Here is a 25,782-nt window from a genome sequence, read left to right as displayed (position 1 = left end):
TGATTGGTCTCCCTTACATCTTTTCATTTTCCAGAATCTTCAACACCAGTCTTTCTTCTTTCGTAAGATCTGCTTTTCCGTCATTTTCTTCTATGACTTCCAGTTCATCAAGATATTTTTTGATGCTATTATTCTCATAAAGGTTAATGACTAAAGGATGAACATAATACTTTCTGCAGACAGCCGATGTATTTCCCAGGTTTTCTGCCACGATATCCAGGGCTTCTTTTACCTTCTTTTTATATTCAGTGTCATTTTCCGCATACCCGATCTCTTTAAAAGCGATCAGGGCACTTACGGTTCCGGACCATGTTCTGAAATCCTTTGCTGTAAAATCTTCACCACTGATCTCTTTGATATAGTCGTTCACCATCCCTGAATCTACAGAATGACGGTTTCCTTCATCATCAAAATACTGAAAAAGCTCTTTCCCGGGAATATCCTTGCATTTCTGAATAAGCCTTGCCAGCCTTGGACTCCTGAGGTCGATTTGATGCATGATGCCTTTCTTTCCTTTAAAAGAAAAAGAAATTTTTTGTCCTTTTACCTTTACATGTTTATCCTTTAATGTGGTCAGGCCGAAAGAACCGTACAGCTTTTCGTATACATTATTTCCAATACGGATATTGGTTCTTTGCATAAGGCTTACAATTAAGGCAAGGATTTTTCGTTTCTCAAAATTTCTCAGGGCAAGATCCTGTTCTATATGCAGACGGATGTCCGGTAATGCATACCCGAACTGAAGCATTCTGTAAAATTTTGTATGATTTCTTAAAGCACTCCACAGAGGGTGGTAGCGGTACTGTTTTCTTTTTTTTACATCAAAACCTGTTGCCTGAAGATGGCCGTTATCAAGAGCACATATCCATACATTTTCCCACGCAGGCGGAATCACCAGTTTATTGATCCTGGTAATTTCTTCTTTATCCTTTATTTTTTCTCCGTCCTTATAATAGGAATATTTCTTTCCGGTTTTCTTACGGGTAATTCCGGCGGTTTCCGCATCGGTGGTATATACGAGATGTACCGCCTTTGCAGAAGCTTCCGGATCCTTCATTATTTTAACAATTTTTGAAGGCTTAAGGTGAGAAATCATCTCCAAGTCTGTATTCTTCTCCATAAAAACATGGTTAAGAGTTTTTACCCTTCGAAAAAATCAGTAAAAGAATTCCTACTATCACACAGACTAAGATTATTCCCCACCACATTCCTGCCTTAAAAATCGTTTCTACGGCTTCACAACTTGTGAGTGTCAACAACATTAATATTGTAATACTGTAAAAGCTCCATTTTTTCATAGGTGTCAATTTTTGTGGGTGTACTAGATTCGGAGCCGGTCAGCTCTCCATTTTTTGATAGACCTTTTAATTTCATCTCCTGAGATGTTTTCATGCAGTGCTCTGTATAAAAGCTCTTTGAATTCATCATCATAGGTAAATCTCAGGGCAGCAATCTGATCGAATTTCAGTTTCTCAGCAGTTTCATCAGACCTTTTATTGAAGATCTCAAAATAACGCTGTTTAAATTCCAGAACTACCATACGGTTTTGAAGTCCCAGTGCATAATGCTGCCTTGTCATAAATGCCAGATAAAAAAGCAAAAAAATCAAGACAGAAAACAATATCCAGATCAGTTGATTTCCGGGGTCGTCCCAGATTTTATAAATTCCTAAAATCTCCAATATAATGAGCAATGGAAGATAAATAAAATGATGTGGCGGATAAAATTTCCTGTGGTTATTGTAGTTTTGCTGTTTCATGCAATAAAATGTAGCAATAATCCTTCCAAAAATTTATTATTTTAATAATGTGGTAGTTTTTTTTACTTAAAAATGGTTTGTTTTGTTAAATATATTTAGTTGTTTAGTTTTTTTCAGAACACTTTAAGAATAAACAATTATTAAGCAAAATAGCCGGTAGATTTACCTTCAGACATCAAATTTTTTGTAACTTTCGGTGGTTAAAAATAAAAAGAATGACTTCAAAGGAAAAAGTTGCTGCGCTTCGTGAAGAAATGCAGAAAAATAATGTTGATGCATTTATAGTATATTCTGCAGATCCGCATATGAGCGAATACCTTCCTGAAGAATGGCAGGAGAGAGCCTGGCTGTCAGGTTTCTTAGGTTCTGCCGGTTTCGTGGTGATTACCAAAGATAAAGGTGGACTTTGGACAGACGGAAGATACTTTACACAAGCTGCTATTGAACTGGAAGGTTCCGGAATTGATCTTTTTAAAGATGGAATGGAAGGAACTCCTAATTATATCGACTGGATTATTTCAGAAATTCCAGCTGGTGGTAAAGTGGCGGTAAATGCTGTTGCAGCTTCTCATGCTAACTGGGAACTGCTTTCTCAGAAATTCAATTCCAAAAATATTACACTTGCAGATGCTCCGCTTTTAAAAGAAGTATGGAAAGACAGAGGAACTCCGTCTGCTAATCCTATTTTTGTTCATCTGGTAGAAAGAGCTGGTAAATCAGTATCCGATAAAATTGCTGCAATCCGTCAGAAAATGGAAGAGCAGGAAGCTACCGTACACATTATCTCAAGTCTGGATGATGTGGCATGGACAGTGAATTTGAGAGGAAGTGATGTAGAAAGCAATCCGGTATTCTTAGGATACATTGTGATTACTAAAAATGATGCTGTTCTGTTCACAGGATTAGAAAAGATGGAAGTGGCTGCAAGAAAACAAATGGATGATTCCTTTGTAAAAATGATGCCTTACGAAGAATTCTACAATTATCTGAAAACTTTCAAAAACGAAAAAGTTTTGGTTTCTCCGAACAGCAACCAACAGATTTTTGAAACATTAAAATCAGACAATCAGTTTATCAAAGCTCCGGTTCCCGGCAACCTGATGAAAGCTCAGAAAAACGAAGCTGAGCTGAATGGTTTCAGAACAGTAATGGTAAGAGACGGAGTAGCAATGGTGAAATTCCTTTACTGGCTAACGCACAATGCAGGAAAAGAAGCCATGAATGAATATTCTATCGGGCAGAAACTGAGAGGATTCCGTGCAGAAGGTGAAAACTTTGTCGGAGAAAGCTTTGGTTCTATCGTTGGATATAAAGATAACGGTGCTATCATGCACTATTCTGCTAAAAAGGAAGGAAGCAAAGAAGTGACCAACGAGGAAACAATTCTGGTAGATTCAGGAGGCCAGTACCTTGAAGGAACTACAGATATTACGAGAACTTTTGCTTTAGGAACCCCTTCGGAAGAGTTTAAAAGAAATTCAACATTGGTGCTACAGGGATTGATCCGTTTATCTATGGTGAAATTCCCGAAAGGTACAAAAGGAGTACATCTTGATGCTATTGCAAGACTTCCGCTATGGATGGAAGGTAAAGATTTCAACCACGGAACAGGACATGGGGTAGGAAGCTTTATGAATGTACACGAAGGACCGCAAAACATCAGAAAAGATCTGAATCCTCAGGAACTTCTTCCGGGAATGGTTTGTTCAAATGAACCCGGATACTATCTTGAAGGACACTATGGAATTCGTCATGAAAACCTGATTGCAGTAAAAGAAGCAGAGAAAACAATTCACGGAACATTCTATGAATTTGAAACATTAACATTCTGCCCGTTCTTCAAAGATACTGTGGTGAAAGAGATGCTTTCAGAAAGTGAAATTGCATGGCTGAATGGTTACCATAAAACTTGTGAAGAAAAGCTTGCTCCACACCTGGATGGAGAAGTTAAAGAATGGTTCCTGCAACTGGTAAGCCCTCTTTAATAAACATTCAAAGGTGAAATCAGGTGTCAATCATCACTTTAAACCTTGAATGATAAACATTAAACTGGATATTGTTAGATAATCCAAAAGTCCTGTAAGGTATTTCCTTCAGGGCTTTTCTTTTTATACAACCGTATTTTTACGGATATAATTTTAGGGATTCCACTGATGCATAAAAAATAAGGTTCACCTATCTTTGTTACAACAAAACATCATTCATATCTTCATAAATAACTCAAGTAAATTCAAAACGGTAGATCATCTCGTCCTGAGATGATTTTTTTTGTTTTCAATTGAAATTTGTATGACTATTCCTTCTCTTAAAAAGAAGCTATCCCAAGTCTAAAAGTATCATTCTGAACACAGACTGAAAGTCTGCGAACGCAGTTCAGGAATGTAGTGAAGAATCTCACGATTCTGATTATTAATGAGATTTTTCCTTCGTCAGAAATCGAAGATTCGACATAGTCAATGACAAAAGCCAAATTATTTCACTTTTGAGATAGTCTCCGTGTTTGCTTTCTTAAAATAGAATTTTATAAAAATGAAAATGCTGCGTTTACAAAGAAGTATTTTATTTATTTTCGCTGAAACTTATTTGATATCATGGAACGTGACTATTTTCGAAGCTTTAATCTGTTTTCAGAAGATGAAATTGAAGAATTTCTGAAGTTTTCTGAGTTCAGACTTATCAATAAAAATGATTATTTCATACAGGAAGGAGAGCTTTGTAAGGAAGTAGGCTTGGTGAAGTCTGGTATTTTCCGTTCTTTTTATACTTCTGACGAGGGAAAAGATATGACATATTGCTTCAGGTTTCCCAATCATATGATCGCCGCCTATTCGTCATTTGTTTCCGGTTGTCCAAGCAAAGAAAGTATGCAGGCTATTACCAATGCTGAGGTGATTATCTTTAAAAAAGAAGCGGTAGATGAACTGGTAAAAAATAGTGTAAGCTGGACGAAATTTTTAAAGATTATCGCAGAGCAGGAATATCTTGAACTTGAAACACGGTTTTTCCAGCTCCAGAGAGACAGTGCCGGCCAGCGGTATGAAACATTATTAAAGAATCATCCTGATTATATTCAAAACATTCCATTGCAGTATCTGGCTTCCTACCTTGGCATTACCCAACGTCACCTGAGCCGTATCAGAAAGGAAATTTCTTTTTAGACATTTGTCCTGCTTATTGAAACAGCAGCGCTCTACTTTTGTCAAAAAAAGTTATGGAGCAAAATATTCTTATAATTGGAGGAAATGGATTGGTAGGTAAAACAATTTCCCGTATTCTGAAATCAAGAAATCCTCATCTTACTGTTTTCATCGGAGGAAGAAAAGGGGGGAAAACAGACAAAGACCTGAAAATCGATGTCACAGATCCTTCCTCTTTTAAAGTGATCATTGAGAAAAAAATACAACTCATCATTCTTTCTGTGAATGATAAAGAAGATCATGTACTTCGTTTTGCCATTGATCATCAAATAGATTATCTGGATATTACCAAGCCTACTCCGGCTTTGGTGAAAGCTTATGATATTGCCAGAAAATCAGACATCAACAGCAGAATTGTCTTCAGCTCAGGATGGATGGGCGGGATTGTCCCGGGATTGGCTAATATTCTTTCAGACTCAGGAGATATTAATGAAGTAAAACTCTTTGTCTATTATTCCGTAAAGGATCTTGCAGGCGAGAGTTCTGCTCACTTTATGGCAGAAAATGTAGCCGTTCCTTTTGTGCATTATAAGAATGATAAAGCGGTTTCTATCAGACATTTTTTAGATACAGAAGTTTTTAATTTTTCCTTTGGAATAGGGAAGAGAAGCGCCTATAATTTTGATGTGCCCGACTTGTATATTCTCAACAAAGTGGAAAGAATTTCCGATGTGACTGTGAAGATGACCTACAATTCAAAATTCATTACCTGGCTGCTGGGAGCATTTCAATATCTCAGAATCTACAATATTTTGTCTTTAAAAGAAAGAAAAATGATTTTTGGGTCCAGTGGAAACGGAGATCAGGCGGTCTTTGAAATTGTAGTTGATGATCATTCAGGACAAAAGAAACTGAGTTTGCAGAGTGAAAAAGGACAAGCAGAATTAACCGCTTTATCTGCTGTTTTGCACACCGAAGAACTGCTGAGAAATCCTCATGAAAACAAGGTGTATTTCAGCCATCAGCTGCATGAGCCTTTATCATTAATGGCACAGCTTAATGCCTACGATTCTATCAATATTAATGTGAAATCATGAAAAAAATAGCCATTATCAACGGGCATCCCAATAAAGATTCGTTCAATTTTGGGGTAACAGAAGCTTACAGGTTGGGAGCCTCAGAAGCAGGAGCAGAAGTGCGGGAAATCGTTATACGGGATCTCAACTTCAATCCCAATTTACAGTTTGGATATCAGAAAAGAATGGAGCTTGAGCCGGATTTACTGAAAGCCTGGGAAATTATTCAGTGGGCAGATCATCTCGTTTGGGTACATCCGGTTTGGTGGGGAGGATTTCCTGCCATAATGAAAGGATTTATAGACCGGCTTTTTTTACCGGGAATGGCTTATAAATACCGTGAAAATTCGGTATGGTGGGATAAGCTTTTAAAAGGTAAAACAGCACATATCATAACAACATTAGACCAACCGGGATGGTATTACCGTCTGTTTTTTGGCAGACCAAGCGTAAATCAGCTTAGAAAATCTATCCTTGAATACTGTGGGGTAAAACCGGTGAAAGTGACTTATGTAGGTATTATCAGAAATTCTAAAGATGAACAGAGGACTCAATGGCTTAGGAAAGTGAAGGAATTAGGAAAGAAGCATAAATAGTTTGCACCTTATTTTTTTGGTAACAGAAAATGATAACTTTATCTGGTAATAGGGTCTTTTATTATCAGATAAAGTTTCATTATTAAAGTGAAGAAGCGTTTGTTTCTCCATTTTTATAGTCCTTTTTTGCCCTCAATCCAATATGCCTGTGATTTGATACATTTTGGAGAGACGCCTCTGGCTTTAAGAAATTTTCTGATTAATGACATTCTTTCTCCGTTTCCTGTGAGATAAAAGATAACCTCATCATCAGAGATGGATTCTTTTTCTTCCCGCAGAAAATCATTCAAAGCTTCAATCATTCTCATGGTATTGTTTTTAGGACAGTGATAGCCATATAAATTAAGCTTTTCAAGAGCAGAACAATCATCAAGCTCATGAAGACAAATGAACAAAGAACCGGATTCCTCCACAGCTTCCTTGATCGAAAGAGAACTTCCCAATGATGTTTCATCTCCCAGAGAAAAATGAATCCGGGCACCTTGAGTAAAGAATTGTTTTCCTCTGGGCATTAAAAGTTTTATGGAATCTCCTTCTCTCAGTCGGGTTACAAAATGACTTCCTGCAGCAGACATGTCATGCAAATGAAACAAAACATCGAAAGTTCCTGCTTCTTTGTTAAAATTAAAAGGAGAATAATTTCTGAAATCCCTGTCGTTGATTCTTATTCCGATGGCATAGGCGGGTTCATAAGGAACATTCTCTAATTCTGTTTCAAAGCGTATCAGTCGGAGATCATTGGTGATCTGTTCTATATGGTTAACGGTGCATTCTTTGAATTTTGAGGACCAGACATTTTCTACCGTGTCGTTGATCCATTTTGGAAGGCTTGGCATACGTGATTTTTTATTGCAAAGGACGTTGCAAAATCAGAAAATACCGATAGCGGTTTCGGGGAATTAATTGGACTATTCGTGGTCGAGTATTTATTGGTGCTGATTCCGGAATTCTGATGGAGACCGGTCTTCCAGTTTTGAAAACAAACGGCTGAAATAGGTGTGATCGCTGTATCCCAGTTCATAAGCTACCTCTTTTATACTCAGATTGGTAAAGACCAGTAATCTTTTGGCTTCAATCAGAATTTCCTGGTGAATCCAGTGTTGTACAGGCTTTCCTGTGACTTCACGAACCGTTTCCGTTAAATATCCTCTTGTAATGTTTAAAGCTGCAGCATATTCAGATGGACTTTTCATGGTTTTAAAATCTTTCCGAACCAAAATTCTGAATGCTCTTGACAGCTGTAAAGCACGGTTTTCATCTGAAGCCGGAGAAATATTCTTCCGGGAATACATCAGAGCAAACATTCCGAGAAAAGCATTAAGCAGCGATTGAACGATGAGAAATCCTTCTTTAGTGGAAAGCATTTCGTTTGTATATGAGGCATGAAGTAGGCCGGCTGTCGTATTAAGGTTTTTGACAAGGTTCTTATCCACAGACAGAGGCTGTATTTCACCCAAAGATTCATCAAAAAAAGAACGTACCGTGTCAGGAACAAGTTCTGCTTTTACTGCCACAAACCATCCGCAGACATTTTTCATTAAAAGTCCCTGATGTACCTGTCCCGGCAATACGCAGAAAATAGTAGACTCTCTTGCTTCAACTGTTTTAAAATCGACCATCATTCTTACATGCCCGCTTTCCATGCAGGTGAAAATATAATGACTGTCCCGATGGATTCCTTTGTCCAGAAGAATATCCCCAGAATCATAAGGCTGTTTATCCATCCTTTTGATATGGAACTGATGATGGGTAATACCATTTAAATCATAGGTGGGAATGGTCTGTTTCATCTTTAAACCTGTTGTGATGAGGATAATACGGAACAGCAAAATTACGTATTTTCACGGTTTTACATCCCGGATTTTAATCTCAAATTCGCGGTGCATAACCATGATGCTTCTTCAAGTCAGATTTTATATGAATATACACCGGAATTCGGAACAGAAAGAGAACCTGTTCCGGATTTTATTTTGCTTTTGAAAATGCCATTTTTATAGCTAAATAAGTTAATACGCTGGCCATAAACCATTTCTGGACCTTTATCCACACCGGATTATTGGAAAAGAATACAGCAACTTTTGCAGCTGTTAATACAATGATAAAGTTGATGCTGAAGCTGATCAGAACCTGAATGATCCCTAGTTCCAGACTTTGGGTAAATATTGAGCCATACTCGGGTTTGATGAACTGAGGAAAGAAAGACAGGTAAAACACAGCCACTTTCGGATTCAGTACATTCGTTAAAAAACCAATGGTGAAAAGCTTTTTGGGACTATCATGAGCAACATTTTTGTCAACATCAAAAATATTTTTGCTTTTGGGTTTAATAGCCTGATAAGCAAGATATAAAAGATAGATAGTTCCCAGTGTTTTAAGAACGGTATACGCGAGTGGAACAGCCAGCAAAACAGCTGTAAGACCAAATGAAACCATGATGATATGGAATAAAAATCCACATACGACTCCGGCTAATGAGATAAATCCGGATTTTTTTCCCTGCGTTATAGATTTTGAAATCAGATAAATCATATTAGGACCAGGGCTGATGACTAAAATAAGTGCGGCTAGAATAAAAAATATAAGCTCGTAAAATGGAATCATGTTAGTACATATTTAAAGGGATTTCCGGTACAAAGATAAGTGGTGTTTCCGGTTTAATTTTATCAGAGATAGAAGAAAAAGTATTTTTTTCTCAAATTATATTTTATTTTCCACCTGAATGTGATTTAAAAAATAGATCAGTCTGTTTTTTTTGTAAATTTCAACTCATAAAATAATTATCATTCACAAATAAATATTATCATGACTACTGAAAACATCTTTGAAGCTATCAGAAAATGGAAACATCTTATTGATTCCTACAAAAACGGAATTGATACCAATGGAGCAGAAATTTTGAATTATTTGAATCAGGGAACTCACTTCAGCGTTTCAGGTGAAGACATTGCACTGTGGGAAAAAAATTTTGGAACTGATGACTTCAAAATGATTCATGCTTATGTAGGAATTCATGAAGGTCGGCTGAAATTTTTCCTGATTGATTCTAAAAGTGATAAAGATGCTCATTTCAATACCATTCTTGTTAAAGATTTCTTAGTAGAATTCAGTGAATCAAAAATAGAAAGCAGCAATGACATTGTGATAGATGTTCCTCCCATTACTGCTGAATCAGCCATTAACCGTAACTTCAGATGGAACATGTTTGGGACTTCCTGGCTGCAGGCTCAGAAAACAGATGATATCTTTCAATTGATTTCCATACCGTTTTCAGATTATGAGAATATTGGAATTACAGGTGGGCAGGCGTGTACCAGTTTCTTTGGACTTACAGATGATCTGGAAAAAAAAGATCCCGACTTCCCTTATCATATCGAAATCATTACAGTGAAAAGTCTGGCCATTAATCATATGAGCGAGACTGCTGAAAATTATTCCACCCCAAGGCCTCCTTTTACGATTATTGATACTCTTAATGATTATCAACTTCTGAAGCAAAGTACCAGTGTTTTCGTATAACAGCCTATCCCTGTATTTACAAATTATGATTAATCTGGTCTTATGTATCGGGCTGATTGTATTGATAAAGGAAGGGATCAAGACAAAACTTCCTGTGATTATACTGCTCACAGGAGAATTGATGCTGGAGCTAACGGACTTAACGGACCGGCTGATGAAATTAAATACACTCAATATCTACAATTATACATTAAGTCAGTTTTTTGGTTTGATGACTCTTACCGTGATTTATAATCATTATTATATCCAGCTTTCGCTTAAATTAAGATGGATGATCTATTGTTATGCTATATTGGCATTGATTACTAATCTGTTATATGTGCAAGACAATACACGGATTACTTTTTATTCCAATATTATCACCAGTATTATTATTTGTAGCTATGCCGCCTCTTATTTTATGAAAATCATCAGGCAGGGCAGGGCAGACAGGAATATGTTTATTGTGAACATTCTTGTTTTCCTGTTTTTTTCTATAGAATGTATCATATCCACTACCTTTAATTTTTTAATCAGCAATCACCTGAGCTGGGTAGCACCTATCTGGCTTTTTAGAGGGATCTTATTATTGTCTTTTTATATAGCATTTATTAATCTGGGATGTGGCGTTGGGAAAATCAGGATCAGATAGTTCTATGGATATGGATCGGTATTGGGCTGTTTTTTTTAACAACGCTATTCGTTACGTTATTGGTGATTAATTATTTGAAAAGTATAAAGAAAAACAAACAAAAGGTTTCAAAGCTGGTCCGAAATACCCAAAAAGAATATCGGGATAATATGCTGCTTTGGCAGGAACAGGACAGGGAACGCCTGGCAGAAGAACTTCATGATAATATTATTTCACAATTGAATCTTATCCGTTTGAATATCAATGATAAAAGACCGGAAGATCTTAATCATGATTTAAAAAAATCAATGCAGCTGATCCGGGAGTTATCTCATAATCTTACGCCACCTGATCTCGATGAGATAGAACTGGAAGATTTAATTGCAGACTATCTTGATCAGATCAATAAAAATGTAGAGGTTATTTTCCGTCATATGACAATAAGGACGGCCATCAGTAATCCTGTAAAACTTAATCTTTTCAGAATTGTTCAGGAACTCATCGCCAATATTTTAAAACATGCTGAAGCTACCAGAGTAGATGTTTCCCTAAGAATCTCTCTGAATTATCTGATACTAACCATAGAAGATAACGGCTGCGGATTTATCATAGAAAAACATTCAGGAGGGATCGGGCTGAGGAATATTCAGTCCAGAGCTCAAAAAATTAAAGCAATTTATAAACTTAAGACACAGCCTCAAAAAGGTACAAAATTCATTGCCTGTCTGGCATTACAATAAAAATAAACATGGAACACTCAAAAATTAAAATCGGAATTGTAGATGATGACCTGCTGTTTGTACAGCTTTTGAAAAATTATATTGAAAATAATGGAGACTTTCAGGTGTTGCTTACCTCAACAGGCGGATATCATTTTCTTAAAGAACAGGATTCTGCATCTTTAGATATCCTGATTCTGGATCTTCGGATGACCAATGGAGATGGCCTTGAAGTCATGGCTGAACTTGCTAAAAAAGAAACCGAAACAAAAATAATTGTTCTTTCCAGTTTCTACCGTCGTTCATTCATGGGGCAGATGCTGAAAATGGGTGCTCATGCTTTTTTACCCAAAGAAATTGAACTCGAAGAATTATTATCCGTAATCAAGACAGTTCATCATACCGGACATTATTTTTCCAATGACCAGATTAATGTTATGAGAACCCAGCTTTCCAATAAGCTTCCGGAATTTCATGCTTTTTCCAGAAATGAACTCACAGAAAGAGAAATAGATGTTTTAAGACTGGTCTGCCAGCAGTTGAGCACCAAAGAAATTGCAGATTCTCTGTTTATTTCACCCAAAACGGTAGAAACTCACAAGACCAATCTTATGATCAAAACCGGAGTGAAAAATATGGCAGGACTTGTTATTTATGCCGTACAGAATAAGGTGATAGATCCGGATGAGATTGTATTATTTGATAAATAGTTCGATCCAAAAAGAATCAGGGAGCACATTAATGTACTCCCTGATAACAAGAAATCTAAAAACACTATAATTTAGGATGTAAAATTTTAGCAATAGACACTGCATCTGCCACAGTATCCAGGCTGTAGATCTGGATAACACCCTGTGTAGTGGCTGCCTGACCTAAGATGTTCTGCTGGTTTTGTGCATTCACTGCATTTTCAAACATAATTCCTGTAGAATGGGCAGCAGATTGATATACGTTGGCAAGAGCCATTGCTGGAGATTCTCCTACTACTTTTACGTTCGATTGCGTTACCGCGTCTGTGATTTGTTCGTTTACTGGCATAATGATTATTGTTTATTTGGGTTAAAAACAACCGGAATTTCCGGTTGTTACGGTAATGGTATTTAAGCTATTCGCAAAAACCAATTAAGGATTAAGGATCTTAGCAATAGAAACTGCATCTGCCACAGTATCCAGGCTGTAGATCTGAGCAATACCTTGTGTCGTTGCTGCTTGCGTAACAATGTTTTGCTGATTTTGAGTATTCACTGCATTTTCAAACAGGATTCCTGTAGAATGGGCCGCTGATTGATATACGTTGGCCATCGCCATTGCAGGAGATTCTGCTACTACTTTTACGTTGGATTGCGTTACCGCGTCTGTGATTTGTTCGTTTACTGGCATAATGATTATTGTTTATTTTGGTTTAAAAAACAACCGGAGTTTCCGGCTGTTCAGATAATTGATTATAATAGTTTCGTAAAAAGTGATTACGGAGTAAGGATTTTAGCAATAGAAACCGCATCGGCTATCGTATCCAGACTGTAAATTTGAGTTACTCCCTGTGTAGTCGCTGCCTGGGTAACAATATTCTGCTGGTTTTGAGTGTTGATTGCATTTTCAAACATGATTCCTGTGGAATGTGCTGCAGATTGATACACGTTGCTTAGAGCCATTGCAGGAGATTCTGCTACTACTTTTACGTTGGATTGCGTTACTGCGTCTGTGATTTTTTCGTTTACTGGCATAATGATTATTGTTTATTTGGGTTAAAATCACCGGGTTTTCCGGCGGGTTAATGTATTCTGCGGTCTGCAGAATTGGTTTAAGGTTTAAGAATTTTAGCAATAGAAAGAGCATCAGCGATGGTGTCTTTGCTGTAGATTTGAGTCACACCCTGAGTAGTGGCTGCTTGGGTAACAATATTATGTTGATTTTGAGCGTTTGTTGCATTTTCAAACATAATTCCTGTAGAATGTGCAGCAGATTGATACACATTACTTAACGCCATTGCGGGAGATTCTGCTACTACTTTTACGTTAGACTGCGTTACCGCGTCTGTGATTTGTTCATTAACTGGCATAATGAGTAAGGTTTATTAGGTTAAAAACAACCGGGCTTTCCGGTTGAGGTTATTACTTGGATCAAATAGCTTAAAAATTAAGGCTTAAGGATCTTCGCAATAGAAACTGCGTCAGCTACAGTATCCAGGCTATAGATCTGCAGGATTCCCTGAGTGGTCGCTGCCTGGCCTAAAATATTCTGCTGATTTTGCGTATTTACCGCATTTTCAAACATGATTCCTGTAGAATGGGCTGCAGATTGATACACGTTGGCTAGTGCCATTGCAGGAGATTCTCCTACTACTTTTACGTTCGATTGTGTTACTGCGTCTGTGATTTGTTCATTAACTGGCATAATGGTAATTGTTTTTTTTGAGATCGGATCTCGGTTAATAAATTATTGAGGTAAACTAGTTTTATGTTGGAGTTTTAAACTCACCACAGATCCTGCAGATGAACATATTTCAAAAGCATTGGTATTAACAGGTTATGAATAAACTGGATCTGAAGGGTGGCTCTGAATACAATGGTTGAAACCCTATCTGTAAAACCTGTGCGAGTTTAAAGCATATTTTTTTTGTAAAAGGATGCGGTCTTTATTTTTAATATATGTCTCAAAAATAAATTCCTGCTGCGGGTATACTGGCAATGCCGGATTCCTTTGGGCTAAAGACGGATTCTGAATGATTGCTTTTGTACATTGACAGCATCTGAAAGGCGGTGCAAAAATAAATGTTGACCTGATTGTATATATGCTGAGAGCACCGGATTTCATCTTTGCAGAGAAATAAACCGCATCCGTAGTCTTTAGAGAGCTGGATTAAAAACGTTCTTTTTTAATGGCTTCCATTTGCCTGAGCTTTATATTTTTGGGACTCATTTTTTTTAATCCCATCACATAATGGCTGATCCCGGTCATAGCATTCCGTTGCTGGTTCAATGCAGAATTGATTTGCATCTGTCCGGTGGAATGTGCGCTTACCTGTGCAGAAATAGCCTGAGGTACTGCGGTAGACATTCCGGTTACGATTGTATCAATTTCGTTCATATTCATTCGTTTTGTTGGTTCTAAGGTTTGATATTACCCAATCTTGTATTCAGCTTATTCATTCGCTCCATTATTTTAAGTTCTTTCTCCTTTATTTTTGCTGTTGAGGCTTCCTGCAGTTTTTTCAGCTGTTCTTCATAATTCATTACAGGAGCATCAGGTGGTGGTGGACTGGCCACAGGAACAGGAGCTGCTTCATGCTGTTTTACGGCTTCCTCCAGTTTTTCAAGAAGAGGAGCCAGGGACTTCATGGTCTCTTTGATGGCTTTCTCCTTGATATAAGTAATGATTTCGTCTTCATGTCTTAAAACAAAAGGCATGATTTCTTTTTCTACCATTTCAGGTTCTGTCACAGGCACCGGTGGTCTGGGAGCAGGAGATTTCTTACTGATTTTTCTGCGCATACTTTATATTTTTATGAGATTAGAACATCTGTTTTTTACAGCAGATAATTAATAAATGCAGCAGCAGATCTCCAGTCCCGGTTGATTTCTTTCACTACATTATATCCGGTAATCTCCAGAGCGATACATGCTGAGATGGCACTGGCCGACAACATTTCTTTAAGCTGGTTAGAAGGAAGAGTCAGGACATAATCATCCGGAATCACGGGTGGTGTACCGTTATTTGGAGTTGTTTCGTTTACTATAATACTCAGGATTTCCTGAAAATAGTGGGCAATCAATTTGGAAGCCTGGAATTCCAGTTCTCTTTTTAATTCTATGATTTCATTCTGGCTTACCAATTCCGAAATAGCTGACACATCCACATCATGTACCGCATACTGTGCTTCCCCTGTATTAGACGGTGTAATCGTAATATCGGTTTTGAGTATACATTTTGATTTTTCAAGATTGATGGTAAGAAGCTTTGAGTCAATTTCCGGAGAAGCTACTTCACTTAAAGTGCTGAGAGGTAAAATTCTAACATTACAGTAAAAGGCTTTCGGATCATCCAGTTTGACCATGATCACAGCTATTCCCGTTGATTGATCTTTAGGTTCTACTACAAAACACTGAAAATGATTGTACCTTTTCCCTAATCTGTTGATACAGCTGACGAGTCTTATGGAAGGCTGAATATTAATGTCCGAGGTCTGAAGATTAAATATAAAACGTTCCGAATGATCGCTCTTTTTTATATCTGTACTTTTGGGATTCAGATAAAGAATATCATTGCTTCTGGTCAGATAAAGTCTTTCATTCAAATCATTTAAACTTTCCAGGTTTAAAATTTTGGCAGGTTTGGTTGCTGAGGAGTAATTCATCTCTTATTTATTTTAATTTTTTCAATGAGTTGGGCTATTATTGTTCTTTTCTTGGGATTAACTTCCGTTTCTATAGAAGAAATTACCGCTTCTTTAATCTCTGGTTTTACGAGTGGCTGTGTCAGTTTAACTGACTTTAATACTAATTTTCCCCCATGATCAGCCTTAATAGAGCTTTTTCTCATACTCTCTTTTTCTGATGAGACTTCTTCCGGAACCGGATCTACTTGTTTTTTTTTTCAGGATCTTCAGCCTCAGAGGAAACTTCCGTGTAAGATGGTGGAGAAGGAAGGGCTTCTGAGACAGGAAGCGCGTTGACATTATAAATAGTATTGGAAATTTTTGCCTTTACTTCAGCATAATCACTTACCATTTTGAATAAGTCTTTCATCATTTCATTGCCTTTTCCTGCATCCTGGCCTTGAATATTTTCAGCCATCTGAACAGAGGTCTCTTTATTGCCCGGAGCCGGCCCGAAAGTCGTTCCGTAGGTCAGGAGATTATTGGCCAATCTGCTCAAAGCAATTAAACCTACCTGCTCAAATCCTTTTAAGAATGACTGTAAATCCTGAACCATCATTCCTGTAGACTGTTCTATCATTACTTTGGTTACTCCGGTCATTGGAGAAGCTTTAGGCGGAGCCAATACCTCACTGTTCACAAATACTACAGCTTTCTCCGCCGGAGTGGTAGCATTGGCTGCCTGGAATTGTTGGGTTTCACTGTTGTTTTCACTCATGATGGTAAGGTTTTAAATTATCCTTTTAAAATTTTAATGGCATCTGCAACAATCGCAGGGTTGAGCTGGTTCAAGTTCTGCTGGTTTGTCACAGAATTCTGAATGGAAATTCCACTGGCATGCGTGGCCATCTGGTAAAGCATACTCATAGCCTGTGCGGGAGACTCACCAAGTACCGTAACGTTAGTCTGCGTTACTGCATCTGTAGTCTGGGTGTTTACTGTTTCTGCCATATTCTGGTTTTAATGGGTTACTATTTTTTTTGATTTAAATATTGACTATGAGATTGTTGATCTCTTTTGTCTGATACAAATTTCATTAAATAAAATAAATCTTCATTAAGGGAAAAAACGGAATTTTAAAAAATAAGGGAATTCTCCTATGAGTGAAATTTTAATCATGACTCTTTATGATATCTAAGAACTTAATGAATGAAATACACAAATACATTACCTGTAAATAAGGGTAAACCCCTAGTTTCTGAAAATGGGTTTTTCCCCTTTAACGAGTCAGAATGTTTCCGCAGAAATTTGTGTTATTAATATGGATAAAAACTCTGGAAGTCAGAATAGAGAAAAATTTCAGAAATCAAATAAATAACCTTAAATAAAACGATTATGAGCATTATAGGAAAATACAACAATTTGTTTTTCAGTGCAAAAGGAACAAATAACAAAGCTAAGATAGGAATCAGGCTGAAAAACGGAAAGATAAAAGCAATGACTGTGCAGGAGGTCTTCAATACCTACTTTATAAACAGCAGGGAAAACGAAAGAAAGATGCTGGAAACCCTGGAGCTGATGGGAGGAGATATAAAAGATATCATTCAGGTACTTGACATTTATAACGCAGACTATCTATCTGAAGGAGACTATAAATTCAACCATGATCAGTGGGAAAGTGACAAGTATGAAAATGAAAGAAAAGAAAAGTATGGGGATGTCAGCGAAAAGGAAAGGCATGAAGTTAATATCATTATGAATACCCAGGTTGTTACATCTTCTGTATATCGGGATCTGCAGCAATTGTTTTTTATCAAAAAATTTCATGAAAGAAGATGGGATAACGGAAGTAAAAGTAAAGAATTTATGAGGCAAAGACTTGGTTTATTGAGGAACGGAACAGAAGGCAGTCCTGATCTCCATACGATGACATTCTACAGAACAATGGGAGAAACAGAGTTTAAAGGAATAAGTGAATGGGCTGAAAAATATAGGACAGAAGGTGGAAATATTAAAACTGATCTTACTTTCCATCATGAAATAATGAATACAAAGGTATTTGCCAACGATAATATCCCGAATGAGATACCCGTTCGTCATCATTTGGGCGGATACAGCCAGGCCAGATGGTATGCGAGACCTGATAAGCATCAGTTTAAATTTCTCGTGCAGTTTGTATTGAATAAGAATGCTAAAGGATTCTTTGGAGAGCCGGAGCAGTTAGTTTTACAAAGAACATCCAAAAATAGTAATTCTGCGGTAGCAAAAATTAAATCATGGTTTGAAGATAACGAAATACCGTTTGAAGAAATAAGTAACAGTGAAGGCCAAAAAGCAGGTAGAATAGGCCTTAAAAATGAAGATAAGGAAGGAGAGGGATTAAGTATTTCGTTAGGGGAGAGCGGAGATACCCAGGAAGTATTTCAAGGTTTGCTCAGCAGAATACGGCTTATTGAAGTAATTGCTCCGGATTAGATTTTTCAAAATTAAGAATATAGTAAAAAGACAGCCCCTATCAATAAAAGGCTGTCTTTTTAATAAACAGATTACGCTGAAAGTGGGCGATCCTCCAGTTCTTTCCTCTTCCTCCAGAAGAAATAAGCCACAACAGCTGTTGCAATAGGCAGCGCAATACCAAACTCATCAATATAATAATTCGTATTTCCCGTATCTGCAGTTAGAGGAGTAAAAATAGACTGTATAAAAAGATTATGACTGGCATGTAAAATAACACCTGTCCATAAACTCCCGGATTTTAATCTTAACCATGTAAAGATGAAACAAGCTGCAAATATCATAACCGTAAAACATAGAAGAGCCAGCCATTTAGGTCCGCCTGTATTATAATTGGAAAAAAGCAGGAGAGGATAATGGTAGATCGACCAGATTACACCCATCCAAAGAGAAGTAGCGGTATAAGAATTCATTTTGGCCAGCTGAGGAGTTAAAAGACCACGCCAGCCTATTTCTTCACCTAATGCAGAGCCTACTGAACGTACCATGCCAAAACTGCTCATCAGAATAACATACAGAATGATCGTGAGACCATCTGGAAGATTCCAGCCCATTCCTTTGCCAATTTCCGCGACAAATTCATGATTATAAAAGCCGCCGGCACCGCTGATCCAGATGATGAGGTAAGGTACCAAACTATAAAGAACAGGAATACAATACGCCATAATCTGGTATTTTGTCGGTTCCCATTTCCATCCCAGGGAAGAAATGGGAATATTTCTGATACGGCAGGTAAGAAATGCAGCAATAGCGGGGCACCACATGACAATTGTTGCATAAGAGATCATTCCGCCGCCAAGTTTTCCTGTACGAATACACATATAATAGACTGGAAGACAGAAAAGCAGAGTAAGAATCAGATAAGTAGCAATATTCTTCCTGATTTCGGATTTGGATAGTGTATTTTCCATAAACTGATGTGGTGTTAGTGTTTGTAAATAACTGAAAAATAGAAAGTTATTTTTAAATAAAAATACACTTATTTTTTATATGATTAATAATTTAAATATCAGCAGAAGTAAGAAAAAATTTTAATAAGGAAAACTGTAAATTAGCCAAAACATTTTTTTCAGAATATCCCCAACGATGTCCAAGCTAAAAGCCATAAGAGAACAAAAAAATCTGACCCAGGAAGAGCTGTCAGAACAATCCAAGATTTCCGTAAGAACCATTCAAAGGATAGAATCCGGAACAGAGCCGAAGGGACATACGTTAAGATCACTGGCTCAGGCTCTGGAAATAGAAGAGATTGAATTGCAGCAGGATCAGCCGGCAGCAATTTCAGAAACAGATGAGGTTGAAATAGAAGCAAAAGAAGAGAACGCTCCAATCAATTATTCATACATTAAAATCATTAATCTTTCCTCACTCATCTTTACCCTTTTACCACCACTGAACATTTTCGTTCCACTTATTCTCATGCATAGTATGAAGCAGAGAAACAGCCTGGCCAGACAGATTATTTCAGTTCAGATGATCTGGACAGTGATGGCGCCTATTACCTTCATGCTTGGCATCTTTTTAAAGTTCGGAAAACAGTTTACCCTGATCCTGATGATCCTGATTGTGCTTTCCAATGTATTTATCATCCTTAGAAATGCAGCCGAAATAGATAAGAATAAAAAACTCTATTTCAGACTGAAATTCAGTATGATATAAAGCCTGTCATGACTTTGTCGGGTTTTTGTCGGGTTCATTTTTAGCAGAAAAACAAAAGGAAATTGAATCTTTGTCAAAAAATAACAATGACAAAGTTTTCAAGGTTCACCCTTCCTTTTTTAATGCTGTTCATGAGTGTCATGCAGGCACAGATAGAAAAAACAGATCCTCTTTATAAAACCATTATGTCGAAAGACAGCCTGTTTTTTTCTATAGGCTACAATACCTGCAACATCAAGCAGATGGAAAATCTGTTGAGCGATAGTTTTGAATTTTACCACGACAAAGGAGGTTTCGAAGACAGGAAAAATTTTATCATTGATTTTAAAAACGGATTGTGCAAATCCCCGGAAACTTATCAGCTCAAAAGAGTACTGGTTGATAAAAGCACAGAAGTTTATCCTATGTATAAAGACGGGAAGATCTATGCTGCCATTCAGAATGGAGATCATCTGTTTTATGAAAAGATGGGGAGCCAGGCGGAGAAACTAGTAGGGGAAGCAAAATTTACCCATTTATGGATACTGGAAAATGGTGAATGGAAGCTTAAAAATTCATTGAGCTTTAATCACCATCCGAAGCAGACTACCGATAGTGAAACTATGTTTGATAACGATCAGTCCATGCAAAGCTGGCTGAAAGAAAATAATATTCCAACGCTGGGATTAGGAATTATCGAAGATGGAAAATTACAGCAGGTAAAAGTTTTTGGCGGGATCAGGAAAGGAATTCCAGCAGCTCATAACGCCTTATTTAATGTAGCATCACTCACCAAACCTGTTACAGCTATGGTAGCCTTACGCCTGATAAGTTCAGGCAAGTGGAAACTGGACGAACCTCTTGATACTTACTGGATAGATCCCGATATTTCGCATGATCCAAGGCATACAAAATTAACCACCAGAATGATCCTGAGCCACCAGACAGGTTTCCCGAACTGGAGATGGATGAATGCAGATAAGAAACTGAACTTTCAGTTTGATCCCGGCACCAGATACCAATACTCAGGAGAAGGGTTTGAATACCTTCGGAAAGCACTGGAAAAGAAATTTGGGAAAACGTTGGAGAAGTTAGCACAGGAACTCATCTTCCAGCCTCTCAAAATGAAGGATACCAGTTATATTTGGGGTAAAGATACTGACGAAGCAAGATTTGTAACAGGATATAATGAAAAAGGGGAAGCTTACCCCATCGAAAAAAGTACTACAGCCAATGCTGCCGATGATCTGCATACAACGGTAGAAGATTACGGAAATTTTATGGTCAGCATTATGAAAGGGAAAAATCTGAAACCGGATGTTTTTCAGGAAATGATCAAAAAGCAGGTAAAGGTTAAAGAAAATAAATATTTCGGATTAGGTTTTGAGGTATATGATCTTGGAAATGGTGAATATGCATTATCTCATGGCGGAGCAGATCAGGGAACAAGATGTATCGCCATTGTATTGCCCGATTCAGGAAAAGGAATTGTAATTTTTACCAATGTGGATGATGGTTATAAGGTGTATGAAAAGCTTGTACTTCATTACTTAGGAGAGCAGGGACGAAAAATTATTAAGATAGAAACTAAATGATTATATCAGTGATAAAGATATTATCGCAATAATCATTGTGTATCTTTGAAAGATTAGAAATACTTGATATATAAATAATTTCTATAGTATGCTTTTAGAAAAATTACTTGAAGAGTTTGATGTAGACCCCAATACCTTTAGTTCGGAAGAATCTAAGTTATTTGATCAATATTTTGAACAGATCTCAGTCAGGAAAAATACATTTCTGATTAAAGAGGGGGAAACAGAAAAGTACAGTTATTTTGTTTTTGAAGGCTTATTGCGTTGCTGGATAATTAATCATAAAGGAGATGAACAAACGTTTTGGTTTTGTAAGAAAGGAACTTTTTCATTGTCAAATATATCCTTTACATTACAGGAAAAATCCGCTTTTAATGTACAGACCATCGTAGACAGCGTTATCTACAGGATAGACAAGAAGAAGGCCGCCGAATTATATTCTGCTATTCCCAGATTAAAGACAGTTTTTGATGACTTAACAGCTATATTACTTAATAAAATACTGAATAGAAATATTGACCTGATTAAGTATTCCCCCGAGCAGTATTACCTCCGGATGATTGATGAATATGGTGTCACTTTAAATTATATCCCCCTAAAAGACATAGCCTCTTATCTGGGGATCACACCACAAGCGCTGAGCAGAATTCGTAAACGCATTTTTTAACCTGGGTTCAGTATTTTAGATGAATAAGTTCTGACCTTTGTGATTCTAAATTTACAATTATGATCAGAGAAATTACGGTAACAGATTATCCACGTTTGATTGAGATCTGGGAGAGCGCAGTGAGGAATACCCATGATTTTCTTAAAGAAGAAGACTTTGCTTATTATAAAAAACAGCTTCCTGGCTATTTCCCGCATGTCACCCTTTCAGGGTTTGAACAAGAAGGTATTTTAGTTGGGTTTGCAGGTGTTGCGGAAGGAAACCTTGAAATGTTGTTTGTAGACAATAACTACCGAAGTACCGGAATAGGAAAAAAATTAATTGAATATGCAATATCTCATTTACAGGTAACCAAAGTGGATGTAAATGAGCAAAATAGCCAGGCTGTTGGTTTTTACAGACATATGGGGTTCAATATACTGAAGAGATCCGAACAGGATGGAGAAGGTAAAGAATATCCCGTCCTGCATATGCAATTATAGCCTATAAATAAACAGAAAATCCCTGCGTTCAAAAGAGCAGGGATTATTTTTATATAAATCTAAATTTATTTTACCTTTTCAAGGAGATATAATTTTGCTCCGGAAAAACCTAATTTAGGCATGATATTGCCTTCCAGAACCATAGTTTTATTAGTCACATCAATCACAGATATATAATTGTTGGAATTATACTCTATATAATTCTCCTTTTCTTTTGTGGATGGATTTTTTCCGAATTCCATAGAATATTTTACCCAATCTTCATCCTGTGTACTGCAGTGTACGGGCTTGAATTTGGACCTCTTAGCCTTGAAAACAATCTGATCAAAACCTTCCGTACATTCCGAAGTAAATGTTCCGTCCGGATTCTGATCTTTTGAAAAATCTTCAAAAGAACCACGGTAAACACCTACTACTTTCCAGGTACCATCCAGACGGTCTTCATCTATCTTTCCCTTAGCCTTGCTTACGGCCCAGCTAATCCCGTTTACTGTACCTTTTACCGCTTTATAACTTAAGCTTACTGCACCTGATACTACTTTTGTAGCCGTTCTTACCACACATGATTGGAGAACCAATACAACCGAAGCCAGCAATAGTATTTTTTTCATTTTGTCAATTTTTTCAGATACGAAGATAGGGTTTTTAAAAAAACTGATGGATTTCAAAGACTATTGATCAAAATAATGGGTAAGATCAGATATATTTTTGATATGAAGATCTTCAGCCTGCTTTCTTCGCATCATCAGAGCATAAGCATTATTAAATCCTAACGGTTTCAGCCATTGAATCCCATATTGTTTTTCAAACTCGGTATTCACATATTCATAGGTTGTCTCAGGACTTTTGGACACATTGCTGATGGTCTCTGTGGAAGGTTTTAAAAGCACCAGAAGCCCTGTTCCCGTATATTCAGGATAAAAGTCTATGGCATCATTCATTAACGCATCAAAACATATTTTTGTTCCCCCTAAACCCGTTTTCGTTTCCACTTTATAATCTGTATACCCTTCAATAAGCATAGTATACATTTCTGCGAGAATATATTGCTCACCAAAGATTTTTGAACCAATTCTGACTGTTCCGGAATTTCTTTTTCCAGGACTTTTATACAGATTATTTCTGATGAGAAATTCCTTTGCAATCTTTTCCGGGGTTTCATGGAGATGATCAGCTATGTAATTCAGGTCTGTCATAATGGAATCTGTGAACTTTCCTGCCAATAGATTTAAGGTTCTCTCCAGCTCCGGAAATTTTTTCAGCGTTTTGGTCTTGATAATGGGAGCCGCATAATAAGGAGGAAATATTTTTTTATCATCATCCAGTACATACAGATCATACGCTTTGATTCTGCCGTCTGTAGAATATCCGCTGATCAGATCCAGTTCATTCTCATAAGCAGCCTTATACATAATCGCATCACTTACCACAAGAGGATTTACATTGAGTCCATAGACTGAGCGAAGCCCGATATCACCATCCTGTCTACCCATAAATTCCGGTGTAAAACCCGCTTTAATCGTACGGTGTGACCCAAAAATCAGAACATATCCTATTCCCAGAATAATAAGGATAACAGGAAGAATATATTTTAGTTTTTGAAAGAACCGATAACCCGATTTCTGGATCATGGCAATAATCTGATCCAGAAAAACAGCTAATAATGCCGCCGGAATGGCTCCAGCCAGAATCATATTCGTATTGTTGAGCGAAATTCCCCCGAAGATAAACTCTCCCAAACCTCCTGCTGCCACAAAAGAGGCCAGAGTAGCCACTCCAACATTAATAACAGCAGCGGTCCTGATACCTGCTATAATAACCGGCATGGCCAAGGGAAGCTTTACCTTAAAAAGAAGCTGGTTTCTGTTCATTCCCATGGCCTTTGCAGCCTCAATCACAGCTGGATCTACACCCGTAATTCCGGTATAGGTATTCCGGATAATGGGAAGAAGGGCATAGATCAATAAAGCAGCAATGGCGGGCTTCGGACCAATGCCTAAAACAGGAATCATAAATCCCAGCAAGGCAATACTCGGAATAGTCTGTAAAATTCCGGCGATGCCCAGCACCGGACTGGAAAGCTTCTTTTTTCTGGAAATCAGTATTCCTAATGGCACTCCCACAATGATAGCCAAAAGCAGAGACAAAAAGGTAAGCCCAAGATGCTGAATGATCTGGGTGGTTAATTTTTCGTGCTGTTCCGCAATAAATTGCCAAAGACTCTGCTGCTGCGTCATACCATCTGTGATTTTCTATACTGATTAAACGCTCTAACCACTTCTTCATACACTTCAGCGTTTTGGTGATCCGAACTCAATTGCTGTAAAATATCCCATACACTTTTACTACCCGTACCGTTGGGTCTGTAGTATACATTTTCTGGTGTAAGAAACGGGCTGATGTGATGTAACGATGTTACTTTATACTCTAATAAAAGACGGTTTTTGGTGAAAAAATCACGCACAAAGTCATTTTCAGGGTGGTAAAGCATTTCTCTGGGAGTACCGGTCTGTATAATTTTTCCCTGATCCATCAGACATATCCGGTGACCCAGCTCAAAGGCTTCCTGTACATCATGAGTAACCAATATGATAGTTTTACTTTTAAGTTCTTCCAGCGATTTAAATTCCGAATGAATATCAGCCTTGGTAATCGTATCAAGCGCTCCGAAAGGTTCGTCCATCAGCAAAACAGGATTATCTGCAATCAAAGCTCTTGCAATACCTACCCGCTGCTGTTGTCCGCCGCTCAACTCGTGGGGAAACCGGGAAAGTACCTCTTCAGAAAGATGGAGTTTGGCCAAAAGCTCATCCGTTTTCCTTTTCGTCTTCTTTTTGTCCCATTTCAATAGCTCAGGAACTACTGCAATATTCTGCTGAATTGTATAATGGGGAAATAACCCCGAATGCTGCATGACAAAACCAATTCCCATTCTCAGTTCCTCAGCCTTCTGATCACGGATATTTTTGCCATCTATGAAAATATTTCCGGAATCTGCTTCTATGAGACGGTTGATCATCTTAAGCGTGGTTGTTTTCCCGCATCCGCTGGTTCCTAAAAGAACAAGAATCTCCTGATCAAATGCCTGAAAAGAAATTTGATCTACTGCCTTTTTTCCGTTAAAACTTTTTGAAATTGATTCTACTGTAATCATCGGC

At 37.5% G+C, this 25,782-nt stretch carries 34 protein-coding genes; 13 read left to right on the top strand and 21 right to left on the bottom strand.

Annotated features, from left to right (window positions below; all coding sequences use genetic code 11):
• Positions 1–13: 13 nt before the first annotated feature.
• The 3 genes from DEU39_RS10220 to DEU39_RS10210 are packed head-to-tail and all read right to left on the bottom strand — an operon-like array spanning position 14 to position 1,759.
• Complete coding sequence (locus tag DEU39_RS10220; protein WP_120231865.1) at positions 14–1,120, bottom strand: DNA topoisomerase IB; 1,107 nt, start codon at positions 1,118–1,120, stop codon at positions 14–16.
• Between the two features lie 10 nt (positions 1,121–1,130).
• Positions 1,131–1,298 carry a phosphatidate cytidylyltransferase gene (locus DEU39_RS24710; protein WP_081906489.1) on the bottom strand — a complete coding sequence of 56 codons (168 nt, stop codon included), beginning with the start codon at positions 1,296–1,298 and terminating at the stop codon, positions 1,131–1,133.
• Between the two features lie 23 nt (positions 1,299–1,321).
• The gene (locus tag DEU39_RS10210) at positions 1,322–1,759 is read right to left on the bottom strand and encodes a DUF6526 family protein (RefSeq protein WP_062674619.1); all 438 of its coding nucleotides are present in this window, start codon (positions 1,757–1,759) and stop codon (positions 1,322–1,324) included.
• 215 nt (positions 1,760–1,974) lie between these two features.
• Here DEU39_RS10210 and DEU39_RS10205 point away from each other — a divergent pair, with 215 nt between their 5' ends.
• From DEU39_RS10205 to DEU39_RS10190, 4 genes are all read left to right on the top strand, one after another.
• Positions 1,975–3,744: an aminopeptidase P family protein gene (locus tag DEU39_RS10205; RefSeq protein ID WP_120231864.1), complete on the top strand. Its 1,770-nt coding sequence runs from the start codon at positions 1,975–1,977 to the stop codon at positions 3,742–3,744.
• A 606-nt stretch (positions 3,745–4,350) separates the two neighbouring features.
• Entirely contained in the window at positions 4,351–4,917 is a 567-nt protein-coding gene (locus tag DEU39_RS10200; RefSeq protein ID WP_120231863.1) for a Crp/Fnr family transcriptional regulator, read from the top strand.
• A 53-nt stretch (positions 4,918–4,970) separates the two neighbouring features.
• Positions 4,971–5,993 carry a saccharopine dehydrogenase gene (locus DEU39_RS10195; protein ID WP_120231862.1) on the top strand — a complete coding sequence of 341 codons (1,023 nt, stop codon included), beginning with the start codon at positions 4,971–4,973 and terminating at the stop codon, positions 5,991–5,993.
• The gene (locus DEU39_RS10190; protein ID WP_120231861.1) at positions 5,990–6,568 is read left to right on the top strand and encodes an NAD(P)H-dependent oxidoreductase; all 579 of its coding nucleotides are present in this window, start codon (positions 5,990–5,992) and stop codon (positions 6,566–6,568) included. Before DEU39_RS10195 ends, DEU39_RS10190 begins: the two co-directional genes overlap by 4 nt.
• A gap of 113 nt (positions 6,569–6,681) precedes the next feature.
• Here the strand turns inward: DEU39_RS10190 and DEU39_RS10185 are convergent, their stop codons facing one another.
• The 3 genes from DEU39_RS10185 to DEU39_RS10175 all read right to left on the bottom strand — a co-directional run bounded on the left by DEU39_RS10185 (position 6,682) and on the right by DEU39_RS10175 (position 9,169).
• On the bottom strand, positions 6,682–7,404 hold the full coding sequence (locus tag DEU39_RS10185; RefSeq protein ID WP_120231860.1) for a siderophore-interacting protein: 723 nt from the start codon (positions 7,402–7,404) through the stop codon (positions 6,682–6,684).
• A 90-nt stretch (positions 7,405–7,494) separates the two neighbouring features.
• Positions 7,495–8,358, bottom strand: coding sequence for a helix-turn-helix domain-containing protein (locus DEU39_RS10180; protein ID WP_120231859.1), 864 nt, complete (start codon positions 8,356–8,358; stop codon positions 7,495–7,497).
• Positions 8,359–8,533: 175 nt separating this feature from the next.
• A complete protein-coding gene (locus DEU39_RS10175; protein ID WP_120231858.1) occupies positions 8,534–9,169 on the bottom strand; it encodes a LysE family translocator in 636 nt (211 codons plus the stop codon).
• A gap of 201 nt (positions 9,170–9,370) precedes the next feature.
• Here DEU39_RS10175 and DEU39_RS10170 point away from each other — a divergent pair, with 201 nt between their 5' ends.
• The 4 genes from DEU39_RS10170 to DEU39_RS10155 are packed head-to-tail and all read left to right on the top strand — an operon-like array spanning position 9,371 to position 12,123.
• The gene (locus DEU39_RS10170; protein WP_120231857.1) at positions 9,371–10,084 is read left to right on the top strand and encodes a hypothetical protein; all 714 of its coding nucleotides are present in this window, start codon (positions 9,371–9,373) and stop codon (positions 10,082–10,084) included.
• 25 nt (positions 10,085–10,109) lie between these two features.
• Positions 10,110–10,715, top strand: a complete 606-nt coding sequence (locus tag DEU39_RS10165) for a hypothetical protein (RefSeq protein WP_120231856.1) — start codon at positions 10,110–10,112, stop codon at positions 10,713–10,715.
• On the top strand, positions 10,685–11,434 hold the full coding sequence (locus DEU39_RS10160) for a sensor histidine kinase (RefSeq protein ID WP_120231855.1): 750 nt from the start codon (positions 10,685–10,687) through the stop codon (positions 11,432–11,434). The genes DEU39_RS10165 and DEU39_RS10160 overlap by 31 nt, the downstream gene beginning before the upstream one ends.
• 8 nt (positions 11,435–11,442) lie before the next feature.
• Positions 11,443–12,123, top strand: coding sequence for a response regulator (locus DEU39_RS10155; protein ID WP_062674641.1), 681 nt, complete (start codon positions 11,443–11,445; stop codon positions 12,121–12,123).
• A gap of 64 nt (positions 12,124–12,187) precedes the next feature.
• On the opposite strand, the gene DEU39_RS10150 is transcribed toward DEU39_RS10155, so the two are convergent.
• The 11 genes from DEU39_RS10150 to DEU39_RS10095 form a co-directional block, all read right to left on the bottom strand.
• Positions 12,188–12,451 (bottom strand): RebB family R body protein, encoded by a 264-nt coding sequence (locus DEU39_RS10150; protein WP_034697228.1) that lies wholly within the window; start codon positions 12,449–12,451, stop codon positions 12,188–12,190.
• Between the two features lie 84 nt (positions 12,452–12,535).
• Entirely contained in the window at positions 12,536–12,793 is a 258-nt protein-coding gene (locus DEU39_RS10145) for a RebB family R body protein (protein WP_034697227.1), read from the bottom strand.
• 86 nt (positions 12,794–12,879) lie between these two features.
• The gene (locus DEU39_RS10140; RefSeq protein ID WP_034697225.1) at positions 12,880–13,137 is read right to left on the bottom strand and encodes a RebB family R body protein; all 258 of its coding nucleotides are present in this window, start codon (positions 13,135–13,137) and stop codon (positions 12,880–12,882) included.
• A 77-nt stretch (positions 13,138–13,214) separates the two neighbouring features.
• On the bottom strand, positions 13,215–13,472 hold the full coding sequence (locus tag DEU39_RS10135) for a RebB family R body protein (RefSeq protein WP_034697223.1): 258 nt from the start codon (positions 13,470–13,472) through the stop codon (positions 13,215–13,217).
• Between the two features lie 77 nt (positions 13,473–13,549).
• The gene (locus DEU39_RS10130) at positions 13,550–13,807 is read right to left on the bottom strand and encodes a RebB family R body protein (RefSeq protein WP_034697220.1); all 258 of its coding nucleotides are present in this window, start codon (positions 13,805–13,807) and stop codon (positions 13,550–13,552) included.
• 465 nt (positions 13,808–14,272) lie between these two features.
• Positions 14,273–14,500, bottom strand: a complete 228-nt coding sequence (locus DEU39_RS10120; RefSeq protein ID WP_123279494.1) for a RebB family R body protein — start codon at positions 14,498–14,500, stop codon at positions 14,273–14,275.
• A 20-nt stretch (positions 14,501–14,520) separates the two neighbouring features.
• Complete coding sequence (locus DEU39_RS10115) at positions 14,521–14,904, bottom strand: hypothetical protein (protein ID WP_120231852.1); 384 nt, start codon at positions 14,902–14,904, stop codon at positions 14,521–14,523.
• Between the two features lie 35 nt (positions 14,905–14,939).
• Positions 14,940–15,767 (bottom strand): hypothetical protein, encoded by an 828-nt coding sequence (locus DEU39_RS10110; RefSeq protein ID WP_120231851.1) that lies wholly within the window; start codon positions 15,765–15,767, stop codon positions 14,940–14,942.
• Positions 15,764–15,952 carry a hypothetical protein gene (locus tag DEU39_RS10105; RefSeq protein ID WP_120231850.1) on the bottom strand — a complete coding sequence of 63 codons (189 nt, stop codon included), beginning with the start codon at positions 15,950–15,952 and terminating at the stop codon, positions 15,764–15,766. Before DEU39_RS10105 ends, DEU39_RS10110 begins: the two co-directional genes overlap by 4 nt.
• Positions 15,953–15,990: 38 nt before the next feature.
• Positions 15,991–16,506 (bottom strand): hypothetical protein, encoded by a 516-nt coding sequence (locus DEU39_RS10100; RefSeq protein ID WP_120231849.1) that lies wholly within the window; start codon positions 16,504–16,506, stop codon positions 15,991–15,993.
• Positions 16,507–16,523: 17 nt separating this feature from the next.
• Positions 16,524–16,739 (bottom strand): RebB family R body protein, encoded by a 216-nt coding sequence (locus tag DEU39_RS10095; protein WP_034697211.1) that lies wholly within the window; start codon positions 16,737–16,739, stop codon positions 16,524–16,526.
• Positions 16,740–17,123: 384 nt separating this feature from the next.
• Here DEU39_RS10095 and DEU39_RS10090 point away from each other — a divergent pair, with 384 nt between their 5' ends.
• Positions 17,124–18,203 carry a hypothetical protein gene (locus DEU39_RS10090; protein WP_120231848.1) on the top strand — a complete coding sequence of 360 codons (1,080 nt, stop codon included), beginning with the start codon at positions 17,124–17,126 and terminating at the stop codon, positions 18,201–18,203.
• A gap of 71 nt (positions 18,204–18,274) precedes the next feature.
• Here the strand turns inward: DEU39_RS10090 and DEU39_RS10085 are convergent, their stop codons facing one another.
• Positions 18,275–19,153, bottom strand: coding sequence for a CPBP family intramembrane glutamic endopeptidase (locus DEU39_RS10085; RefSeq protein ID WP_120231847.1), 879 nt, complete (start codon positions 19,151–19,153; stop codon positions 18,275–18,277).
• Between the two features lie 175 nt (positions 19,154–19,328).
• Here DEU39_RS10085 and DEU39_RS10080 point away from each other — a divergent pair, with 175 nt between their 5' ends.
• The 4 genes from DEU39_RS10080 to DEU39_RS10065 all read left to right on the top strand — a co-directional run bounded on the left by DEU39_RS10080 (position 19,329) and on the right by DEU39_RS10065 (position 22,624).
• Positions 19,329–19,901: a helix-turn-helix domain-containing protein gene (locus DEU39_RS10080; RefSeq protein ID WP_120231846.1), complete on the top strand. Its 573-nt coding sequence runs from the start codon at positions 19,329–19,331 to the stop codon at positions 19,899–19,901.
• A gap of 86 nt (positions 19,902–19,987) precedes the next feature.
• Positions 19,988–21,475 (top strand): serine hydrolase, encoded by a 1,488-nt coding sequence (locus tag DEU39_RS10075; RefSeq protein WP_120231845.1) that lies wholly within the window; start codon positions 19,988–19,990, stop codon positions 21,473–21,475.
• Positions 21,476–21,563: 88 nt separating this feature from the next.
• Entirely contained in the window at positions 21,564–22,142 is a 579-nt protein-coding gene (locus tag DEU39_RS10070) for a Crp/Fnr family transcriptional regulator (protein WP_062674665.1), read from the top strand.
• A 59-nt stretch (positions 22,143–22,201) separates the two neighbouring features.
• A complete protein-coding gene (locus DEU39_RS10065; RefSeq protein WP_062674667.1) occupies positions 22,202–22,624 on the top strand; it encodes a GNAT family N-acetyltransferase in 423 nt (140 codons plus the stop codon).
• Between the two features lie 65 nt (positions 22,625–22,689).
• On the opposite strand, the gene DEU39_RS10060 is transcribed toward DEU39_RS10065, so the two are convergent.
• Genes DEU39_RS10060 through DEU39_RS10050 form a run of 3 tightly spaced genes read right to left on the bottom strand, consistent with a single transcriptional unit; the run spans position 22,690 to position 25,778 of the window.
• Positions 22,690–23,235 (bottom strand): hypothetical protein, encoded by a 546-nt coding sequence (locus tag DEU39_RS10060; RefSeq protein WP_120232233.1) that lies wholly within the window; start codon positions 23,233–23,235, stop codon positions 22,690–22,692.
• A 60-nt stretch (positions 23,236–23,295) separates the two neighbouring features.
• Positions 23,296–24,861 (bottom strand): ABC transporter permease/substrate-binding protein, encoded by a 1,566-nt coding sequence (locus DEU39_RS10055; RefSeq protein ID WP_120231844.1) that lies wholly within the window; start codon positions 24,859–24,861, stop codon positions 23,296–23,298.
• Entirely contained in the window at positions 24,858–25,778 is a 921-nt protein-coding gene (locus DEU39_RS10050) for an ABC transporter ATP-binding protein (RefSeq protein ID WP_120231843.1), read from the bottom strand. The genes DEU39_RS10055 and DEU39_RS10050 overlap by 4 nt, the downstream gene beginning before the upstream one ends.
• Between the last annotated feature and the right edge of the window lie 4 nt (positions 25,779–25,782).

The sequence above is a fragment of the Chryseobacterium sp. AG363 genome (assembly GCF_003610675.1).
GTDB lineage: Bacteria > Bacteroidota > Bacteroidia > Flavobacteriales > Weeksellaceae > Chryseobacterium > Chryseobacterium cucumeris.
The sequence above is the reverse complement of the archived record's forward strand: the minus strand, read 5'-3'. Positions and strand labels throughout refer to the sequence as shown.

Excerpts from the sequence above, each read along its gene's own strand:
- DEU39_RS10220 (WP_120231865.1), bottom strand. The coding sequence starts at position 1,120 with ATGGAGAAGAATACAGACTTGGAGATGATTTCTCACCTTAAGCCTTCA.
- DEU39_RS24710 (WP_081906489.1), bottom strand. The coding sequence starts at position 1,298 with ATGAAAAAATGGAGCTTTTACAGTATTACAATATTAATGTTGTTGACA.
- DEU39_RS10210 (WP_062674619.1), bottom strand. The coding sequence starts at position 1,759 with ATGAAACAGCAAAACTACAATAACCACAGGAAATTTTATCCGCCACAT.
- DEU39_RS10205 (WP_120231864.1), top strand. The coding sequence starts at position 1,975 with ATGACTTCAAAGGAAAAAGTTGCTGCGCTTCGTGAAGAAATGCAGAAA.
- DEU39_RS10200 (WP_120231863.1), top strand. The coding sequence starts at position 4,351 with ATGGAACGTGACTATTTTCGAAGCTTTAATCTGTTTTCAGAAGATGAA.
- DEU39_RS10195 (WP_120231862.1), top strand. The coding sequence starts at position 4,971 with ATGGAGCAAAATATTCTTATAATTGGAGGAAATGGATTGGTAGGTAAA.
- DEU39_RS10190 (WP_120231861.1), top strand. The coding sequence starts at position 5,990 with ATGAAAAAAATAGCCATTATCAACGGGCATCCCAATAAAGATTCGTTC.
- DEU39_RS10185 (WP_120231860.1), bottom strand. The coding sequence starts at position 7,404 with ATGCCAAGCCTTCCAAAATGGATCAACGACACGGTAGAAAATGTCTGG.
- DEU39_RS10180 (WP_120231859.1), bottom strand. The coding sequence starts at position 8,358 with ATGAAACAGACCATTCCCACCTATGATTTAAATGGTATTACCCATCAT.
- DEU39_RS10175 (WP_120231858.1), bottom strand. The coding sequence starts at position 9,169 with ATGATTCCATTTTACGAGCTTATATTTTTTATTCTAGCCGCACTTATT.
- DEU39_RS10170 (WP_120231857.1), top strand. The coding sequence starts at position 9,371 with ATGACTACTGAAAACATCTTTGAAGCTATCAGAAAATGGAAACATCTT.
- DEU39_RS10165 (WP_120231856.1), top strand. The coding sequence starts at position 10,110 with ATGATTAATCTGGTCTTATGTATCGGGCTGATTGTATTGATAAAGGAA.
- DEU39_RS10160 (WP_120231855.1), top strand. The coding sequence starts at position 10,685 with ATGTGGCGTTGGGAAAATCAGGATCAGATAGTTCTATGGATATGGATC.
- DEU39_RS10155 (WP_062674641.1), top strand. The coding sequence starts at position 11,443 with ATGGAACACTCAAAAATTAAAATCGGAATTGTAGATGATGACCTGCTG.
- DEU39_RS10150 (WP_034697228.1), bottom strand. The coding sequence starts at position 12,451 with ATGCCAGTAAACGAACAAATCACAGACGCGGTAACGCAATCGAACGTA.
- DEU39_RS10145 (WP_034697227.1), bottom strand. The coding sequence starts at position 12,793 with ATGCCAGTAAACGAACAAATCACAGACGCGGTAACGCAATCCAACGTA.
- DEU39_RS10140 (WP_034697225.1), bottom strand. The coding sequence starts at position 13,137 with ATGCCAGTAAACGAAAAAATCACAGACGCAGTAACGCAATCCAACGTA.
- DEU39_RS10135 (WP_034697223.1), bottom strand. The coding sequence starts at position 13,472 with ATGCCAGTTAATGAACAAATCACAGACGCGGTAACGCAGTCTAACGTA.
- DEU39_RS10130 (WP_034697220.1), bottom strand. The coding sequence starts at position 13,807 with ATGCCAGTTAATGAACAAATCACAGACGCAGTAACACAATCGAACGTA.
- DEU39_RS10120 (WP_123279494.1), bottom strand. The coding sequence starts at position 14,500 with ATGAACGAAATTGATACAATCGTAACCGGAATGTCTACCGCAGTACCT.
- DEU39_RS10115 (WP_120231852.1), bottom strand. The coding sequence starts at position 14,904 with ATGCGCAGAAAAATCAGTAAGAAATCTCCTGCTCCCAGACCACCGGTG.
- DEU39_RS10110 (WP_120231851.1), bottom strand. The coding sequence starts at position 15,767 with ATGAATTACTCCTCAGCAACCAAACCTGCCAAAATTTTAAACCTGGAA.
- DEU39_RS10105 (WP_120231850.1), bottom strand. The coding sequence starts at position 15,952 with ATGAGAAAAAGCTCTATTAAGGCTGATCATGGGGGAAAATTAGTATTA.
- DEU39_RS10100 (WP_120231849.1), bottom strand. The coding sequence starts at position 16,506 with ATGAGTGAAAACAACAGTGAAACCCAACAATTCCAGGCAGCCAATGCT.
- DEU39_RS10095 (WP_034697211.1), bottom strand. The coding sequence starts at position 16,739 with ATGGCAGAAACAGTAAACACCCAGACTACAGATGCAGTAACGCAGACT.
- DEU39_RS10090 (WP_120231848.1), top strand. The coding sequence starts at position 17,124 with ATGAGCATTATAGGAAAATACAACAATTTGTTTTTCAGTGCAAAAGGA.
- DEU39_RS10085 (WP_120231847.1), bottom strand. The coding sequence starts at position 19,153 with ATGGAAAATACACTATCCAAATCCGAAATCAGGAAGAATATTGCTACT.
- DEU39_RS10080 (WP_120231846.1), top strand. The coding sequence starts at position 19,329 with ATGTCCAAGCTAAAAGCCATAAGAGAACAAAAAAATCTGACCCAGGAA.
- DEU39_RS10075 (WP_120231845.1), top strand. The coding sequence starts at position 19,988 with ATGACAAAGTTTTCAAGGTTCACCCTTCCTTTTTTAATGCTGTTCATG.
- DEU39_RS10070 (WP_062674665.1), top strand. The coding sequence starts at position 21,564 with ATGCTTTTAGAAAAATTACTTGAAGAGTTTGATGTAGACCCCAATACC.
- DEU39_RS10065 (WP_062674667.1), top strand. The coding sequence starts at position 22,202 with ATGATCAGAGAAATTACGGTAACAGATTATCCACGTTTGATTGAGATC.
- DEU39_RS10060 (WP_120232233.1), bottom strand. The coding sequence starts at position 23,235 with ATGAAAAAAATACTATTGCTGGCTTCGGTTGTATTGGTTCTCCAATCA.
- DEU39_RS10055 (WP_120231844.1), bottom strand. The coding sequence starts at position 24,861 with ATGACGCAGCAGCAGAGTCTTTGGCAATTTATTGCGGAACAGCACGAA.
- DEU39_RS10050 (WP_120231843.1), bottom strand. The coding sequence starts at position 25,778 with ATGATTACAGTAGAATCAATTTCAAAAAGTTTTAACGGAAAAAAGGCA.